The sequence below is a fragment of the Stenotrophomonas sp. 2619 genome, from assembly GCF_040548725.1.
Taxonomy (GTDB): Bacteria; Pseudomonadota; Gammaproteobacteria; order Xanthomonadales; family Xanthomonadaceae; genus Stenotrophomonas; species Stenotrophomonas maltophilia_AP.
Genome location: NZ_JBEPSF010000001.1, coordinates 136,248 through 152,831 on the forward strand (window position 1 = coordinate 136,248; position 16,584 = coordinate 152,831).

13 protein-coding genes are annotated in these 16,584 nt (G+C 64.6%); 12 read left to right on the forward strand and 1 reads right to left on the reverse strand.

Annotation, left to right across the window (positions count from 1 at the left end):
• The 7 genes from ABIA71_RS00570 (at nt 1) to ABIA71_RS00600 (ending at nt 10,332) form a co-directional block, all read left to right on the forward strand.
• Nucleotides 1–3,372, forward strand: a complete 3,372-nt coding sequence (locus tag ABIA71_RS00570; protein WP_354282293.1) for a phospholipase D-like domain-containing protein — start codon at nt 1–3, stop codon at nt 3,370–3,372.
• Entirely contained in the window at nt 3,369–4,994 is a 1,626-nt protein-coding gene (locus tag ABIA71_RS00575) for a hypothetical protein (RefSeq protein ID WP_354282295.1), read from the forward strand. The genes ABIA71_RS00570 and ABIA71_RS00575 overlap by 4 nt, the downstream gene beginning before the upstream one ends.
• Nucleotides 4,991–5,452 carry a hypothetical protein gene (locus tag ABIA71_RS00580; protein ID WP_354282297.1) on the forward strand — a complete coding sequence of 154 codons (462 nt, stop codon included), beginning with the start codon at nt 4,991–4,993 and terminating at the stop codon, nt 5,450–5,452. Before ABIA71_RS00575 ends, ABIA71_RS00580 begins: the two co-directional genes overlap by 4 nt.
• Before the next feature lie 222 nt (nt 5,453–5,674).
• Nucleotides 5,675–7,060: a hypothetical protein gene (locus tag ABIA71_RS00585; RefSeq protein ID WP_354282299.1), complete on the forward strand. Its 1,386-nt coding sequence runs from the start codon at nt 5,675–5,677 to the stop codon at nt 7,058–7,060.
• 178 nt (nt 7,061–7,238) lie between these two features.
• Nucleotides 7,239–8,207, forward strand: coding sequence for an HlyD family secretion protein (locus ABIA71_RS00590; protein ID WP_354282301.1), 969 nt, complete (start codon nt 7,239–7,241; stop codon nt 8,205–8,207).
• 77 nt (nt 8,208–8,284) lie between these two features.
• On the forward strand, nt 8,285–9,220 hold the full coding sequence (locus tag ABIA71_RS00595; RefSeq protein ID WP_354282891.1) for an ABC transporter ATP-binding protein: 936 nt from the start codon (nt 8,285–8,287) through the stop codon (nt 9,218–9,220).
• A complete protein-coding gene (locus ABIA71_RS00600; RefSeq protein WP_354282303.1) occupies nt 9,217–10,332 on the forward strand; it encodes an ABC transporter permease in 1,116 nt (371 codons plus the stop codon). The genes ABIA71_RS00595 and ABIA71_RS00600 overlap by 4 nt, the downstream gene beginning before the upstream one ends.
• Before the next feature lie 43 nt (nt 10,333–10,375).
• Here ABIA71_RS00600 and miaB read toward each other — a convergent pair whose 3' ends face one another.
• Nucleotides 10,376–11,833: a tRNA (N6-isopentenyl adenosine(37)-C2)-methylthiotransferase MiaB gene (gene miaB / locus ABIA71_RS00605; protein ID WP_159496347.1), complete on the reverse strand. Its 1,458-nt coding sequence runs from the start codon at nt 11,831–11,833 to the stop codon at nt 10,376–10,378.
• A gap of 199 nt (nt 11,834–12,032) precedes the next feature.
• On the opposite strand from miaB, the gene ABIA71_RS00610 reads away from it, so the two are divergent.
• From ABIA71_RS00610 to ABIA71_RS00630, 5 genes are all read left to right on the forward strand, one after another.
• Complete coding sequence (locus ABIA71_RS00610; RefSeq protein ID WP_354282305.1) at nt 12,033–12,980, forward strand: lytic transglycosylase domain-containing protein; 948 nt, start codon at nt 12,033–12,035, stop codon at nt 12,978–12,980.
• 182 nt (nt 12,981–13,162) lie between these two features.
• Nucleotides 13,163–13,783 (forward strand): ubiquinol-cytochrome c reductase iron-sulfur subunit, encoded by a 621-nt coding sequence (gene petA, locus ABIA71_RS00615; RefSeq protein ID WP_038689281.1) that lies wholly within the window; start codon nt 13,163–13,165, stop codon nt 13,781–13,783.
• Nucleotides 13,784–13,785: 2 nt separating this feature from the next.
• Nucleotides 13,786–15,045 carry a cytochrome b gene (locus ABIA71_RS00620; RefSeq protein WP_128095957.1) on the forward strand — a complete coding sequence of 420 codons (1,260 nt, stop codon included), beginning with the start codon at nt 13,786–13,788 and terminating at the stop codon, nt 15,043–15,045.
• Entirely contained in the window at nt 15,038–15,784 is a 747-nt protein-coding gene (locus tag ABIA71_RS00625; RefSeq protein WP_128095956.1) for a cytochrome c1, read from the forward strand. Before ABIA71_RS00620 ends, ABIA71_RS00625 begins: the two co-directional genes overlap by 8 nt.
• A 160-nt stretch (nt 15,785–15,944) precedes the next feature.
• On the forward strand, nt 15,945–16,580 hold the full coding sequence (locus tag ABIA71_RS00630) for a glutathione S-transferase N-terminal domain-containing protein (protein WP_038689276.1): 636 nt from the start codon (nt 15,945–15,947) through the stop codon (nt 16,578–16,580).
• The last annotated feature ends 4 nt before the right edge of the window (nt 16,581–16,584 follow it).

Consider the following 16,584-nt stretch of genomic DNA (forward strand, 5'->3'; position numbering starts at 1 on the left):
ATGGCCGACGGCACCACTACCAGTACGGTTGCGCGCAACGCGCTGACCTGCCAGTCCGGCCAGGTAGGTACCTCCAGCGGTGACTACTACGCGCCGCCGGATCGCCAGTTCGCCCCGGTACGGCATGGCAACGCGGTGAAGTCCTACACCGACGGGCGCTCGGCCATGCATGCAATGGCCGAGGCGATCCGCGGCGCGAAAAAATTCATCTTCATCGCCGACTGGCAGATGAATTTCGACACGGAGCTGACCGGACGGGGAGAGGCCGGGCACCGCGGTCGCCTGAGCGAGCTGCTGTATGACGCGATCAATGTGCGTGGGGTGGATGTGCGGGTGCTGCTGTATGACAGCATCGAAGCCGCCGCGTACACGCATGAGAACGAAGCACGGACCGCGCTCTACATGATGCGGGATGACAAGACGCCTGGAAACATCGAAGTTGGACTTCATAACCCGGCAACGGGACGTACGGATCCTTTCAATATCGGCTTCTCTCACCATCAGAAGATTCTGGTGGTTGACGGGAAGATTGGCTTTGTAGGTGGGTTGGATGTTGCACATGGGCGCTGGGATGATGGCAACTTCGACGTCGTCTGCGACCCCCGACTACACATACTGAATGACCACTACAACAACTGCTTGATGAAACCGCGCGGCATGACGGCGGATGAAGTGACGTTGACTCAACCCAAGAAGGAGACGGGCCCTGATGTGGCTGGGAGGACGCGCCCGGGGTTCGCGCCGGCCTATCTACCTGGGCTTACGGTTGCCTTCGACCGCATGAAGCAGCAATGGGAGGACGGAGCAGCGCTGGCCGAACTTCTGGACTACGCGGACAAGGCCGCCATCACGCCCCGCCTGGAAGAGAAGGGCAAGCAGGTCCTTAGCGATGCAATCATTTCAGTTCTTCAGGAAATGACAGACGTCAAGGGAATCAAGGAGATGATCGAGGTGGTGCGGACCGTAGGAAAGGTCCTCAATTCCATCAAGATCGATCTCGACCAGGCACGGCACAAGTATCGTGAGGTGATTGCTGCAAGCAACCGTGCCGCAGATGAGGCTGCGAAGGGCAATGCCGGAGGCGCTGCCAATGCGGCTTCGGATGCAGTGGACGCGTTCACTTCAATTCAAGCCAAGGCTATCAATGATTGGATCAACGAAAAGAAAGCCGAGCTCCTGAAGAGCTACGATCGCGCCGTGAAAGTTGTCGATCGACTGGGCACCTATGCCGCTGATCCATCTCAGCTTGTAAAGGACGTCGAGAAGGCGCGCGCAGAAGCACTGGCTGCGTTGGAGCGTGCCAAGGAGTCGTGGGAGTCCTTCCGGAAATGGCTGGACACCCCGATCAACCGTGCCCAGAGCCTGCTGGACAGTGGTCGTCAGCCACGCATGCCTTGGCAGGACGTGCATGCACGGCTGGAGGGCCCGGCTGTTTTCGATATCTGCCGCAACTTCATGCACCGATGGAATGCAATGGTCTGGCAGAATCAACGCGGTGAATCGCTGATCGGGAGAGGAGCGAATGCTGTCGTCAATGCCGGCATTGGACAGGCAAACGATCTGGGTGCTGGCGTGCCGGAGCAGAAGTCGTTGGGACGGGGTCTTGAGCTCACTGCGCTGACGGATGCCTGGTTGGATGCAATGGGTGGAAGAACGGCACTGTTTGGAGACCTGTGCAGCAGGGGCAGCGCAGGCGAGGTCAGCGTGCAGATCGTCCGGTCGTCTGGCACCGCACTGCACGATATGGAGCGGAAAGGCTGCAGACAATATCGGTTGAATATGGACGATGGCAGTGATCTGAAGCCGTACTGGGAGCGCAGCCTGCCTATGAGATCGATCCAGGATGCCATGCTGAACTGCATCGCATCCGCCAAGGCGTTCGTCTACATTGAAACCCAGTTCCTGATTTCCGACTGCGGCTTCTCGGATGCAGATCCTGGGCGACGTTTGGACACCATCATCAAGGGCGGCCAGCGGGGGCCTGCAACGCCGGCCCAGGAGAAGAAGGCACAGCGAACAGCGCGCGTGCTGGGCGCTGCTGCGGGTCCGCTGGACGCTGTACTGCCCGAGACGCCCATTGCTGATGTTCTTGCAAAGAAGCAGGGCGTGCCCTCCGCCGCGCGCAATACACTTGTTGACACCATTGCCACCCGCGTCGCAAAGGCAATACGGAGTGGCCAAGGGTTCCACGTCTACATCACGCTTCCCGTGCATCCGGAAGGCAACGTGAAAGACGGTGCCGTGGTAAAGCAGCACTACTGGGCGCAGCAGACGCTGTTGCGTGGTCACGACAGTCTGATTCGCCGAATCAGTCGCACTCTCGTGGCCAAACGCAAGGATATTCGCGACGTAAGCGTCAGCGAAGAAGATCTGCGAGACGAAGTTGCGGCAGGTGGCTGGAAGAAGTACCTGACAGTCTTGAATCTACGCAGCTACGGTGTCCTGAAAGACATCAATCACGACAGTTATAGCCGCGGGCCGCAAACTGCCGGGGGCAGCAAGGGCAGTCCACCACTCTATCTGGTGACCGAGCAGTGCTACGTGCATTCCAAGCTGCTCATCGTTGACGATGCGGTCGCCATCATCGGAAGTGCCAACTGTAACGATCGGAGCCTGCAGGGCGACGGCGACACCGAGATCGCTGCGGTGATTGTGGATACGGCGACATCAGTGCGTGACCTGGGCAATGGCGTGAGGGTCGTGACGCGAAAGTTTGCACAGGACCTTCGGATGCGCCTGTGGAAGAAGTTCCTGGGCATGTCGATTCAGGAAGAGGTTGTGTTTGGCGCAATCAAGAAGCAAGGCGGATTTACGGATGCAACCGACAGAATATTTCATCCTCCTATCGTGAAGCAGGACCATGCCGAGCTGAACCTTGAATTGCCGGCGAGTGCCGATACGTCGGATTACATCCGTAGCCTTGCGGAAAAGAATGCATCCATATACGAAGAGGTGTTCACGAACGTTCCGAGGAATTCCATGGCACGCTACGACTCAGTCTTCGATGGATTTCCTTCCGGTGGCTGGAATGAGAAAAAGGACGCCATCGCGCGCTACATCTACGCGCAGCCACCTGACCTTCAAGCGCAGTACATGGAAGTGGCAAGCACCAAGGTGGACGAGGCGACGCGCACTGTGGGTCGCCACAACATTGCCAAGGCGCTCTCACGACTGAAAGGCAGCGGGGCAGGGGACCGGGTCAGAGGATTCTGGGTGTCGATGCCGCTTGAATGGGGGCACGGGATGGATGATCCTGCTGCTGCAATGCCTGTAGAACTCATTGCCGCTCTTCCGGCCGTTCAAGGCGGTTCCAGCGGCACCCTGCAGGCGCTTGCTCGCTTGGACGTGAAATCCCCCACGGAGCAAACATGAAAATCAGGCAGTCCCTGTTGTCCCTCCTGGTCATCACAGGTGCCCTCTGCTCGGGCGGCCGCGCGCTTGCATGCACCGACAGGCTGGACCCTCTGGCATCGCCTGCAACCGGGGTAAGCCTGCTATTCAGTAATGGACAAGGTGGGGGCGTCGGCGTCGCCACTCCCCGTCTTTTGCCGGGCGGTCGACTGGCACCGCCTGCCGTTTCTCCCGCGCTGAAAGAGCTTAAGGCCGGAAAGTTCGATCAATGGGGAGGGGACGTTGTATTCACTGAAGATGATGGGCGAGGCGGTAAGCGGGTCTGCCGGGTGGAGACCTGGAAGAGTAGAACCTTGAACGCTGTTGTAAGAGACAGTCTTGGTGGGAAGCCCGAACGTCTTCGGGACAGTGATGGAAGGGTGGCGGCCATTGCGTACATGCCTACGCCAGCGCAGGAAAGACATCCCGTGCTGGTGAAGTTGCTGCCGCACTACTACATGAGCTCGGCAACCGCCTTCTACTACGATGGGTCCAATAATCTCATTGAGGTGGACAGGTACATGTCCCCTGAGGCCAACAGGCTCAACCCGAAGTACCCGTCGAAGATCGTTGCACGATCCGTCCTGTACTGCTTCCGTTACGAAGATGGCAGGTTGGTGCAGTCTGCAGGCTTGCCGGGGCCTAGCGTCAGCAAGGCCCCGGCGTTCTCGTGTGGCCAGCTCAAGGCTGGCGAGCATTCGCTTGAGCGGTATCGCTACAACGCCAATGGAACCCTGCGCGCCATGCTGAACTACTACGGAGAGGGCGATGCCGACGCCTCCGACAGCCAGCGAAAGTCTGGCGGCGGAGGCTACGGGTCCATCTGGCTGCCCGAACGGCTTCCGTCCGGCGAGCAAGCGCACGTGGAGCTTCATTTCAATGCGAAAGATGAACTGACCAACCTCAGTACAACGTTTCTGGAATTCGCGGCAGCAGACGCGCAGCCCTTGTATGCGGCGCGTGGCGATGCCGGCGGTTCGATGCTTGAGTACCGGTTTCCTGGTTCACCGGTGCCCTTGTCGGTGATAGACAAGGGATTCGCTGCGATCGGTAGCTACCCCAGGGTCAGGATCTTTCCTCATCGGAGCGGAATGACGGTGTCAGAAGTCTTCGACGCTGGTTCCAGAAAGCCGCGCCAGCGGCAGTGGCGCAGCCTGGATCTGAATCGTCAGGAGATGTACGGCGGCAATGGCAAGCTGATCCGCGTAGTTCAATACGGTGCCGCACCGCAGGATGCCTACGAGGAAGACCTGAAAGGCTATGCCGAAAGTGGCTTGCTGAAGGTCACGCCCACTACCACCGGCTACGCCAGCTACCGCGTCTACGACTACGACACAGCAGGCAAGGAGCGTCTGACCTTCGTCTGCTGGCAGCACGATGTCCCCAGCAACAAACCCCTCCGCCATTTCCCATGGTGGACGCCCGATCCAACACCGAAGCGCAGCAGGGAAGAAGCGCTGATCTACGGCATGAAGAACGTCGCCAATCGCTGTGGAACGCCCGATGGAAAGATGGTGGTTCAAGGGCTGGCGGCAATCGACAGCTACATGGCCAAGACGTACGGATATGACGTGGAAAAGCTGAGCTACGGCGAAGCGCGATGACTGTGCCGGCCAAGGTGCCCGAAGGTGTCCCGCCTGAGGAGGGTCTGGGCATCCCGATCGGTGACGGCGGCGCGTCAGCGCGGCTTTCACGCCTGACAAAGAGCGCGCTGGCCTTGTCGTTCCTCGGCCTGCTGGTCTTGATCGGCCTGGCCGTCGCCGCCTTGGCCGTCGAGTGGGAGTCCATCACCGAACGGCGCGTGATTACCGTCGCCGTGATACTGCTCTCCGTGTTGATCGTATTCCTTGCGGGCCTGTTGCTGGGCGTTGTCAGTCTGTTCCGGCGGCGGCAGGCCTGGCGCTCGGCAATGCTGGCGCTGGGGCTCAACCTGTTCGGGCTGGGCGCGATGTTCTACATCGGCTATATGATCGTTGCCGTGATGGCCGCTGCGGCGGTTGGCGCGGTGCAGGCAGCCCTCGGGGGGCTGATGGTGCTGCTGATGATGATATTTGCCAAGTAAGGTCGTCGAATCGGCGTGGCTCAGGCGGTTGCAGGCGAACCACGCGGAAGCTGTTTACAAAACTACGGATGAAACGTCATGGATGATCCGAGTAAAAGGAAGTCTCAACGGACAGTCACCAGCGTGCTCGCCGTTGCAGGCATGCTTGGCGCGCCGCTGGCAGCGGCCTGCACGGGAGATGCTGCAGCAGCAGGGGCATCCTCTGGAGCGTCCGGAATCTTCATGACGGGCAACACCGATGGGTTCGACACCCGTATCGACCCGTTCCGCACGGACGCGCAGAACCGCGCTGTGCTGCCCGACGTGGAGGTTTCGCAGGCACAGAAGGATCCGCCGACTGACATGTTTGGTGCCGCGGGGGGTACCGCCATCCATGGGGAACGCATTGAAGACACGTGGCGCGTCTGCAGGGAGGAGCGCTGGCAACCGCGTCACGGTGACGGTGCCGTCAAGCAGGTTGATGCCGTAACACCCGTCGCAGAAGGCGCCAGGCGCTGGTCGAAGAATTTCTTCGTCGGCGCGGTGCGGCTCTACCACTATGATCGGGCGGGGCGCCTTGTCGAAGTGCGTGATGTCGTCAGCCCCGATGTGCTGCCACCCGACGGTGTCGCGTGGCTGGCGCCCAAGAGTGGTCTGCTGTACTGCGCACGGTATGACCAGGTTGGACGCCTGACATGGTCAATCGACACGGCCGGCGTCGGGCGGTGGGACTTCGGCAAGGCGTGTGCGGACCTGAGCGAAGACAACGTGGATTCGCTGCGGGTGATGTACAACGACGACGGTACCGTCCTAGCCCTGCTGCGATCCCGACCGCCCTCGCTCCCGGACGGGAGCGCCGTGGCGTTGATGCGGCCGGATGGCTATGACAACGCGGGTTGGACAGGGACCGCCACGTTCCTCATGCCGCCCCGGCCGGACGTCGCCGCTGCCGATAACACGGTTGGGGCACGGATTGCGTCGGGACGCGGGATTGCATCGTTGTACGCGTATCCGCCGGATTTCGCCGCCGACGATGCGCAGCCGATCTATCGGGAGCGGCCACAGACGGATGGGCGCTCCAAGGCGAGCGTGCATTACGATTTCCCCGAAGTGGATCTTCCGATGTCGGCCGCCCGCGATGGCTTTGCGAACCTGGCCAGCTACCCGCGTGTGCGCAGTTACGGCTATGGCAAGGACGTACGGGTGGAGGAAGTGTTCGCCGCCGGCAGCCATGTCCCTGTCCAGCGGGTGTGGCGGTCGCAGCTTGTGCTGCGTCAGGAAGACTACGACGCAGCAGGCAAGGTGCAGCAGGTGATCCGCTACGGCTCCGGTGGCCCTGGCGCCGTTGGCGAAGATCTTGCAGGTGCCGGCCGACGTGCGGGCTTCAGGCAGACGCTGCTGGGGGACGGCAGCGCCGCGTACCGCGTGTATCGCTATGACCGCAAGGGGCAGGAGCGGCTTGAGCTGGCGTGCTGGTTGAAGCCAGCGGGTGCGGGGGACGGTGCAGGGGAGGCGCAATGCGGTAGTCCGGACGGGAACGTGCTTGCCGAAGGCTCGCAGGCGATCGAGGCGCTGCTCCACGACACCTATGGTCTGACCCGTCGTCGCCTCGCATACAGCGGGATATGACGTGCGGCGTTGAGGGCGGGCACAGTGGGAAAGGGCCAGGGCCGCCCTGGGCAGGCAGTAGCTCCGCCATCGTGGACGATTCAGGGGGCCGCAGTACGCGTCGCGCGCCTGGCCTTCACGGGCAGCCGCTGATCGGAGAGGCAGCATGGCAGCATCCGGTCCCGTCTGGAACGCTGCGATGCCATCGCCAACGCTGCTTTGCCGCCTGTCGGCACTCTGCTTCTCGACCGCGCTGCTCGCCGCCTGCCACCCCGCGCCGCCTGAAGCCCTTGGCACCCTCGAATGGGACCGCATCACCGTACCGGCGCCCGCCGCGGAAACCATCGTCGCGGTCGCGGTGGTGGAAGGGCAGCATGTACCCGCTGGCGCCCCCTTGCTGCAACTGGACGCCACCCGCACCGCCGCGCAGGTGGCCGCACTGCAGGCGCAGGCGCAACGCGCCGGACAGGCGCTTGAGGAACTCGAGCACGGCCCGCGGGTGGAAGACATCGCCCAGGCCCGGGCCAATCTGGCCGCCGCGCGCGCACAGGCCGCGGACGCATCGGCGTACTACGCCCGCCTGCAGCCCCTGGGGCGGCAGCGCCTGGTGGCGGCGGCCGACGTCGACCGCGCCCGTGCCGCCGCCGGCAATGCAACGGGCGTGGTGCAGGCCGCCGAACAGGCGTTGCTGGCGCTTCAGCATGGCACCCGCGCCGAGCAGGTCGCCCAGGGCGCCGCGTCGCTGCAGGCCGCGCAGGCCCAGCAGGACGAACAGGCGGTCACGCTGGGCAAGCTGGCACTGGTGGCACCGCGCGCCGGGGTGATCGACGCGCTGCCGTACCGGTTGGGAGACCAGGCGCCGGTGGGCGCGCCGCTGGCCGTGCTGCTGGTGGGTGACCATCCGTATGCGCGGGTGTACCTGCCCTCGGCGCTGCGACCGTCGGTGGTGGTGGGGCAGGCGGCCCACGTTTACCTGCAGGGGCGCGACGGCGCCCTGACCGGTCGGGTGCGGGCGGTGCGCAGCGACCCGGTGTTCACCCCGTACTACGCGCTCACCGGTGAGGACGCGGCGCGGCTGAGCTACCTGGCCGAGATCGAGCTGGTCGGTACGGACACCGCCGCGTTGGCCCGGTTGCCCGCCGGGGTGCCGGTGCGGGTGACGTTCTGATGGTCCCGACGGTGCCGACCGATCCCGCTGCGGCCGTGCTGCCCGAACCGGCGGGGGCCGGTGGGGAGTCACTGGCCATCCGCGCGCGCGGGCTGACCAAGCGCTTCGGTGACCTGGTGGCCGTCGACCACGTCGATCTCAGCGTGCCGCGCGCGAACGTCTACGGCTTCCTTGGCCCCAACGGCTCGGGCAAGTCCACCACCATCCGCATGCTGTGCGGGCTGCTCACCCCCAGCGAGGGCGACATCGAGGTGCTCGGCTTGCGCATTCCCGAGCAGGCCGAAGCGCTGCGCAGGCGCATCGGCTACATGACCCAGCGCTTCTCGTTGTTCGATGACCTGACCGTCCGCGAAAACCTGGAGTTTCTTGCCGCCGTGCAGGACATCCCGCGCGCTGCGGCACGCCAGCGCATCGACGCGCTGGTGGCGCAGTATCACTTTGAAGACCGCCAGAAGCAGTTGGCCGGCACCCTGAGCGGCGGCCAGAAGCAGCGCCTGGCGCTGGCCGGGGCGGTGATCCAGCAGCCCGAGCTGCTGTTCCTGGACGAGCCCACCAGCGCGGTGGATCCGGAGTCGCGCCGCGATTTCTGGGAGAAACTGTTCGACCTGGCCGATGCCGGCACCACGCTGCTGGTGTCCACCCACTACATGGACGAGGCCGAGCGCTGCCACCGTCTGGCCATCCTGGACCAGGGCGCATTGGTGGCCGACGGCAGCCCCGCCGAGCTGACCGCCGCGCTGCAGGGCCGCACCCTGGAAGTAGCCGCCCAGCAGCCGCGGCAGGCCCAGCGCCTGCTGGCCGGCCTGCCTGGCGTGCTCAGCGTGGCCCAGATCGGCAACACCCTGCGCGTGCTGCTGGCGCACCCCGGCGAAGGTGAGGACCGCATCCGTCAGGCGCTGCGCGGCGGCGGGCAGGGCGCCGAGGTCGTGCCGGCGGCCGCCAATCTGGAGGACGTGTTCGTGTCGGCCACGCGCGGACGCGACAGCACTGCGGCGCAGGACACCTCGCCATGAGCCTGCGCCGGCTGTGGGCGATCGTGCTGAAGGAGCTGCGCCAGATGCGCCGCGACCGCATCACCTTGGCCATGATCGTGGGCATCCCGGTGATGCAGCTGGTGCTGTTCGGCTATGCCATCAATCTCAATCTGCGGCATCTCGACACCGGCGTGGCCGATCAGGCCGGAACCTCGGCCTCGCGTGCCCTGCTGATGGACATGGTAGCCACGGGGGTGATTCACCCGATCCTGCGCGTGGAGACGCCCGAGCAGCTGGTGCAGGCGCTGCGCGAGGGGCGCATCAGCATCGGGGTGGTGGTGCCGCCGGATTTCGAACGCCGCCGTTTTGAAGGTCGCGAAGCCGTCCAGGTGATGGTGGACGGGAGTGACACCGTGGTGCAGAGCGCGGCAGTGCAGCTGGCGCAGGTTCCGTTGAGCACCCAGCCGGTGGGCAACGACCGGCCGCTGCGCAGCGGCGCGGTGGCCAGTGCCGGGCAGATCAGCGTGGTGGCGTTCTACAACCCGCAGCGGCGCTCGGCGATCAACATCGTGCCGGGGCTGATCGGCATCATCCTGACCATGACCATGGTGATGTTCACCGCCGTGGCGATCGTGCGCGAACGCGAGCGCGGCAACATGGAACTGCTGATCGCCACGCCATTGACCCGCAGCGAGTTGATGATCGGCAAGGTGCTGCCGTATGCGGCGATCGGGCTGGTGCAGACCACCCTGGTGCTGCTGCTGGGCATGTGGCTGTTCGACGTGCCGGTGCGTGGCAGCGTGCTGGACGTGTACCTGGTGGCGATGCTGCTGATCACCGCCAACCTGTCGCTGGGGCTGTTGATCTCCACCAAGGCGCAGTCGCAGTTCCAGGCCATGCAGATGACGATGTTCGTGTTCCTGCCGTCGATCCTGTTGTCCGGCTTCATGTTCCCGTTCGCGGGGATGCCCAGGGTCGTGCAGTGGCTGGCCGAGGTGCTGCCGCTGACCCATTTCCTGCGGCTGGTGCGCGGGATCATGCTGCGGGGCGCGCGCTGGTGGGAGCTGTGGCCGGAGGTGCTGGCACTGCTGGCCTTCATCGCGGTGATGATGACCCTGGCGATCCTGCGATTCCGCAAGCGGTTGGATTAGGGGCGACCAACCGTCGGCACGCCCCTGATTGGTCGGCACGCCGTTACGCCGTCACCATCCGCGCGCGCAGCGAGTTGCTGTACGCCTCGGTGATCACCACGTCGACAAACTGCCCCACCAGGCGCGGGTGCCCCGGGAAGTTCACCGAGCGCATGTTCTCGGTCTTGCCGGTCAGCTCGTTCGGGTCGCGCTTGGACGGACCTTCCACCAGCACGGTCTGCACGGTGCCGACCATTTTGGCCGAGATGCCGGCGGCATGTTCGTTGATCCGTGCCTGCAGGCGCGACAGCCGGGCGTGCTTCTCGGCGTCGCTGATGGTGTCTTCCAGGTCGGCCGCGGGCGTGCCCGGGCGGCGCGAATAGATGAAGGAGAAGCTGTGGTCGAAGCCGATGTCCTCGATCAGCTTCATGGTCTTCTCGAAATCCTCGTCGGTCTCGCCGGGGAAACCGACGATGAAGTCCGAGCTGATCGAGATGTCCGGGCGCACCGCGCGCAGCTTGCGGATCTTGGCCTTGAATTCCAGCGCGGTGTAGCCGCGTTTCATCGCAGACAGCACCCGGTCGCTGCCGGCCTGCACCGGCAGGTGCAGGAAGTTGGCCAGCTGCGGCACGTCGCGGTAGGCATCCACCAGCGAGTCGCTGAACTCCAGCGGGTGCGAGGTGGTGAAGCGGATCCGGCCCACCCCGTCGATCTCGGCGATGGTGCGGATCAGCAGGCCGAGATCGGCGAACTCACCCTCGCCATACGGCCCGCGGTAGGCATTGACGTTCTGGCCGAGCAGGTTGATCTCGCGCACGCCCTGGGCGGCCAGCTGGGCCACTTCCACCACCACGTCCTCGAACGGACGGCTCACTTCGGTGCCACGGGTGTAGGGCACCACGCAGAACGAGCAGTACTTGGAGCAGCCTTCCATGATCGACACGAACGCCGAGCCACCGTCGGCGCGCGGCTCGGGCAGGCGGTCGAACTTCTCGATTTCCGGGAAGCTGATGTCCACCTGCGACTTGCCCGATTCGCGCCGCTGCCGGATCAGTTCGGGCAGGCGGTGCAGGGTCTGCGGGCCGAACACCAGGTCCACGTGCGGGGCGCGCTTGATGATCGCCTCGCCTTCCTGCGACGCCACGCAGCCGCCCACGCCGATGATCACGCCACGGCCGTTGTTCTTCAGCGCCTTCCAGTAGCCCAACTGGCTGAACACCTTCTCCTGCGCCTTTTCGCGGATCGAGCAGGTGTTCATCAACAGCACGTCGGCCTCGGCCGGGTCGTCGGTGAGCTCCAGCCCTTCGGCGGCGGCGAGCACGTCGGCCATCTTGGACGAGTCGTACTCGTTCATCTGGCACCCGTGGGTCTTGATATAGAGCTTGCCGCGCACCGGGCCGTCCACCTTCGGCCGGGTGCCGGGCAGGGGAATCAGGTCGGGGCGGGGCGAATCGGGCGAAACGGAGGCAGGCAAGGCGGAGCCGGCCGAAGTCGGCGCGGTCGAAGCTGGCGTCCCGGTCATGGCGCTTATTCCAGTCGGGTGGGCGGGCAGGCAGCCGGGAAGGCTGCTGGGAAGCCGCCCATTGTAGCGGGGAAGGGGGGAGGGCGCCGGGCGCCCGGGCCGGGTCGGGATGTGACGGCCGTCGGGGTTGGGGGCGGCGGTCCGTCAGTGGCGCGTCAAAGACTTGGCAACGCTCCGTTAACTTGGGACACTCGCCGCCATGAAGGGGATCTTGGGGATCGCTGCGCTGGCCTTGGCTGCGCTGACCGCTTTGCCGGCCAGTGCGGGCACCCTGTACAAGTGCGTCGGGGCCGACAACATCCCCAGCTACGTCAGCAAGCGGGTCTCGGGCGCGTCCTGCAGCGTGGTCAGCAGTTACCGGCCCGACCGCGGCGCCGCCCGCCGGTATGTGCCGCCCGCGCCTTCCCCGGCCGCCGCGGCGGTCGTTGCGACACCCGCCGCCAGTCCCGCCGCCACCGATCGCGCCAGCACGGGCAGCGCGGTGACGGCCAGCGCCCCGGCCCAGCCGGCCACCGTGCTGAGCGCCCCGGCGGCGCCCGCACCGCGGCCCAACAAGGCCGGGCGCGTGGTCAACGGCCAGGTCTATTCCTACATGAAGGACGGGGTGCGCCACTACACCAGCGCCCGTCCCACCCAGCTGGCCAGCCTTGGCCAGGTGCGCACCATCCACTACAGCTTCATCGAACGCTGCTACGCCTGCGGCGCCAACCCGGGGGTCAACTTCGGCTCGGTGCGGCTCAACACCACGGCCTTCCAGACCGAGATCGCCGCTGCTGCGCGCGAGTTCGGGGTTGAAGAGGCGGTGGTGCGGGCGATCATCCATGCCGAGTCGGCCTACAACCCGACCGCGCTCAGTCGTGCCGGCGCCCAGGGCCTGATGCAGTTGATGCCGCCCACCGCGCGGCGTTTCGGCGTCACCGATTCCTATGACGCAGCGCAGAACATCCGCGGCGGCGTGCAGTACCTGTCGTGGCTGCTCAAGCGCTTCAATGGCAACCTCACCCTGGCTGCAGCCGGGTACAACGCCGGCGAGGGCGCGGTGGATCGCCATGGTGGGGTCCCGCCTTACAGCGAAACCCAGTACTACGTGAAGCGGGTGGCGCAGTTGGCCGATCGCTACCGCGGTGCGCAGGCCACCACCCAATGAAGCACCGCGCCCATGGCGCTGGCGTGCCTTGATGGCGTAATGTCCTGCAGTAATGTCGTTCCGTAGTACCGCGTTGTGTGGCCGACTTCGGTTCAGCTACACTCGCGGCAGATTCAATGTGGACTGGCCCCCACCGGTCCACTGGCAGCCTCAAGCTACCTAAATCAATATCGGAGTGCCGGATGGCCAACGATGGGGTAAACGATCCAGTCAACACCGGACGTCGACGATTCCTTTCAGCAACCACCGCGGTGGTCGGAGCAGTCGGCGTCGGATTTGCAGCGGTACCGTTCATCAAGTCCTGGAATCCCAGTGCCCGCGCCAAGTTGGCCGGTGCCCCTGTGATTGCCGATATCAGCGCCCTGCAGGAAGGCCAGCGACTGGTCATGGAGTGGCGTGGACAGCCGATCTGGATCGTCAAGCGTTCCAAGGCCATCCTGGAGGCCCTGCATGGCTTGGACGATCGCCTGAAGGATCCCGAATCCGGCGAGAAGGACCAGCAGCCCGAGTACGTGCTCAAGCAGAACCCGGAGTTCCGCTCGATCAAGTCAGATGTCTCGGTGCTGGTCGGGCTGTGTACCCACCTGGGCTGCTCGCCGGAAATGGTCGCCGAGATCCGTCCCGAGCCCTACGACCCGCAGTGGAAGGGCGGTTACTTCTGCCCGTGCCACAAGTCGCGCTTCGACATGTCCGGTCGTGTGTTCAAGGATGTTCCGGCACCGATCAACCTGCTGGTGCCGCCGCACCATTACCAGGACGACAACACCATCATCATCGGCGTTGACCCGCAGGGGGCGGCTTGATCATGGCCAACATCCTTACCCGCACCGCCACCGGCGTCGCCGACTGGGTCAATGCCCGCGCACCGGGCCTGATGCCGGTGTACCGCAAGCATGTGAGCGAGTACTACGCGCCGAAGAACTTCAACATCTGGTACTACTTCGGCTCGTTGGCACTGTTGATCCTGGTCAACCAGATCGTGACCGGCATCTTCCTCACGATGCACTACAAGACCAACGCCGCCGAAGCGTTCGCCTCCATCGAATACATCATGCGTGATGTGGAGTGGGGCTGGCTGATCCGCTACATGCACTCCACCGGGGCCTCGCTGTTCTTCATCGTGGTCTACCTGCACATGTTCCGCGGGCTGCTGTACGGCAGTTACCAGAAGCCGCGCGAACTGGTGTGGATCCTGGGCATGCTGATCTACCTGGTGCTGATGGCCGAAGCCTTCATGGGGTATGTGCTGCCCTGGGGCCAGATGTCGTTCTGGGGCGCCAAGGTGATCATCTCGCTGTTCGGCGCGATCCCGGTGATCGGGACCGGCCTGACCGAGTGGATCATGGGCGACTACCTGCCCAGCGACGCCACCCTCAACCGCTTCTTCGCCCTGCACGTGATCGCCCTGCCACTGGTGCTGTTGCTGCTGGTGGTGCTGCACCTGGGCGCGCTGCACGAGGTGGGCTCCAACAATCCCGACGGCGTGGAAATCAAGAAGGGCCCCAAGGGCAACCGCTGGTCGGCCACCGCGCCTACCGACGGCATTCCCTTCCATCCGTATTACACGCTCAAGGATGGCGTCGGCGCCGGCTTCCTGTTGATCATCGCCGCCTTCATCATCTTCTTCGCCCCGGCCTTCGGTGGCCTGTTCCTGGAACACGACAACTTCACCGAGGCCAACCGTCTGGTCACGCCGGAGCACATCAAGCCGGTCTGGTACTACACCCCGTACTACGCGATGCTGCGGGTGGTGCCCAACAAGCTGGGCGGCGTGCTGGTGATGTTCTCGGCCATCGCGATCCTGTTCCTGGTGCCGTGGCTGGACCGCGCGCGGGTCAAGTCCTACCGCTACCGTGGCTGGTTGTCGCGGGTGCTGCTGGGGGTGTTCGCGGTGTGCTTCGTGTGGCTGGGCGTGATCGGCTCGGGTCCCGGCACCGACGCCCATGAAACCTACGTGGGCCGCGTGCTGACCTTCCTGTACTTCGCCTTCTTCATCACCATGCCGCTATGGACCAGGCTGGACAGGACCAAACCGGTACCGGATCGGGTGACCACGCATGACTGACCACTGGATTGTCCGGCTGGCCTGCGCGGCCGCCCTGATGTTGAGCAGCGCCATCGCCGGTGCCGCCGAGGGCGGCAAGACCCTGCAGGCCGGCAACGACCTCAGCGACCGGGCGTCGCTGCAGCGTGGCGCGCAGCTGTACATGAACTACTGCTCGGGCTGCCATGCGCTGAAGTACCTGCGCTATTCGCGGATGGCCGCCGATCTCGGGTTGAGCGAGGACGAGGTGATGAACAACCTCAACTTCACCGGCACCCCGATCGGCGAGCCGATTCCTGTGAGCATGCCCAAGGCGCAGGCTGAAAAGTGGTTCGGCAAGATGCCGCCGGACCTGAGCCTGATTGCCCGGGTGCGCGGCAGCGACTGGGTGTACACCTACCTCAAGTCGTTCTACGTGGATCCGTCGCGGCCCTTGGGGTGGAACAACAGCCTCTTCCCGAACGCGTCCATGCCCAACCCGTTGTGGGAAATGCAGGGCCTGCAGCACGCGGTGCACGGCAAGGCGGAAAGCCCGGGCGCCGACCCGCCGGTGATCGGCCTGAAGATCGCGCAGCCGGGCAACGTGGATGCACAGCAGTACGACCAGACGGTGCGCGACATCACCAACTTCCTGGAATACGCCGGTGAGCCGGCCGCACTCAAGCGCCAGAAGCTGGGGGTCTGGGTGATCCTGTTCCTGGCCCTGCTGACGTTCCTTGCCTACCTGCTCAAGAAGGAATACTGGAAGGACGTGCACTGAGCCTCCAGGCGCCACCGAGCGTGGATCGGCCCCGGCAGGGGTCGATCGGCCTATTGGCTTTTGTGATGGGCAGTTGCACACTCGGGTACTGTGACGACCGCTGGCAGTGGGCTGGCGGCGCCGATACGACCGGCGGTTACCGGACGTTGGAGAGCCTTTGATGGCGGCGAGCGTACGCATGCGAAACACCTTGACGCTGTTTTCCTCGAACGACGATGTGCTGTGCCATCGCGTGCGCCTGGTACTGGCTGCCAAGGGCGTGAGCTACGACTTCGTCCCGGTCGACCCGCAGAATCCGCCCGAGGACCTGATCGACCTCAACCCGTACCACTCCGTGCCCACCCTGGTGGAGCGCGAACTGGTGCTGTACGCGGCATCGGTGGTCAGCGAGTACCTGGACGAGCGCTACCCGCACCCGCCGCTGATGCCGGTCGATCCGCTGTCGCGCGCCCGCATCCGCCTGGCGATGCTGCGCATCGAGCACGACTGGGTGCCGCAGGTGCAGGCCATCCAGCTGGGCAACAAGACCCAGGCCGAAGCCGGTCGCAAGCGGCTGAAGGAGCTGCTGACCAGCGCGGTGCCGCTGTTCAAGGCCAGCAAGTTCTTCCTCAATCCGGAAATGAGCCTGGCCGACTGCGCCATGGCGCCGATCATTTGGCGCCTGCAGTCGCTGGACGTGCCGTTGCCCAAGGACGGCAAGTCGATCGAAGACTACGGCAACCGCATTTTCCGCCATCCCGGTTTCATCCGCAGCCTGACCGACCAGGAAAAGAAGCTGCGCGATCTGCCGGGCTGACGGC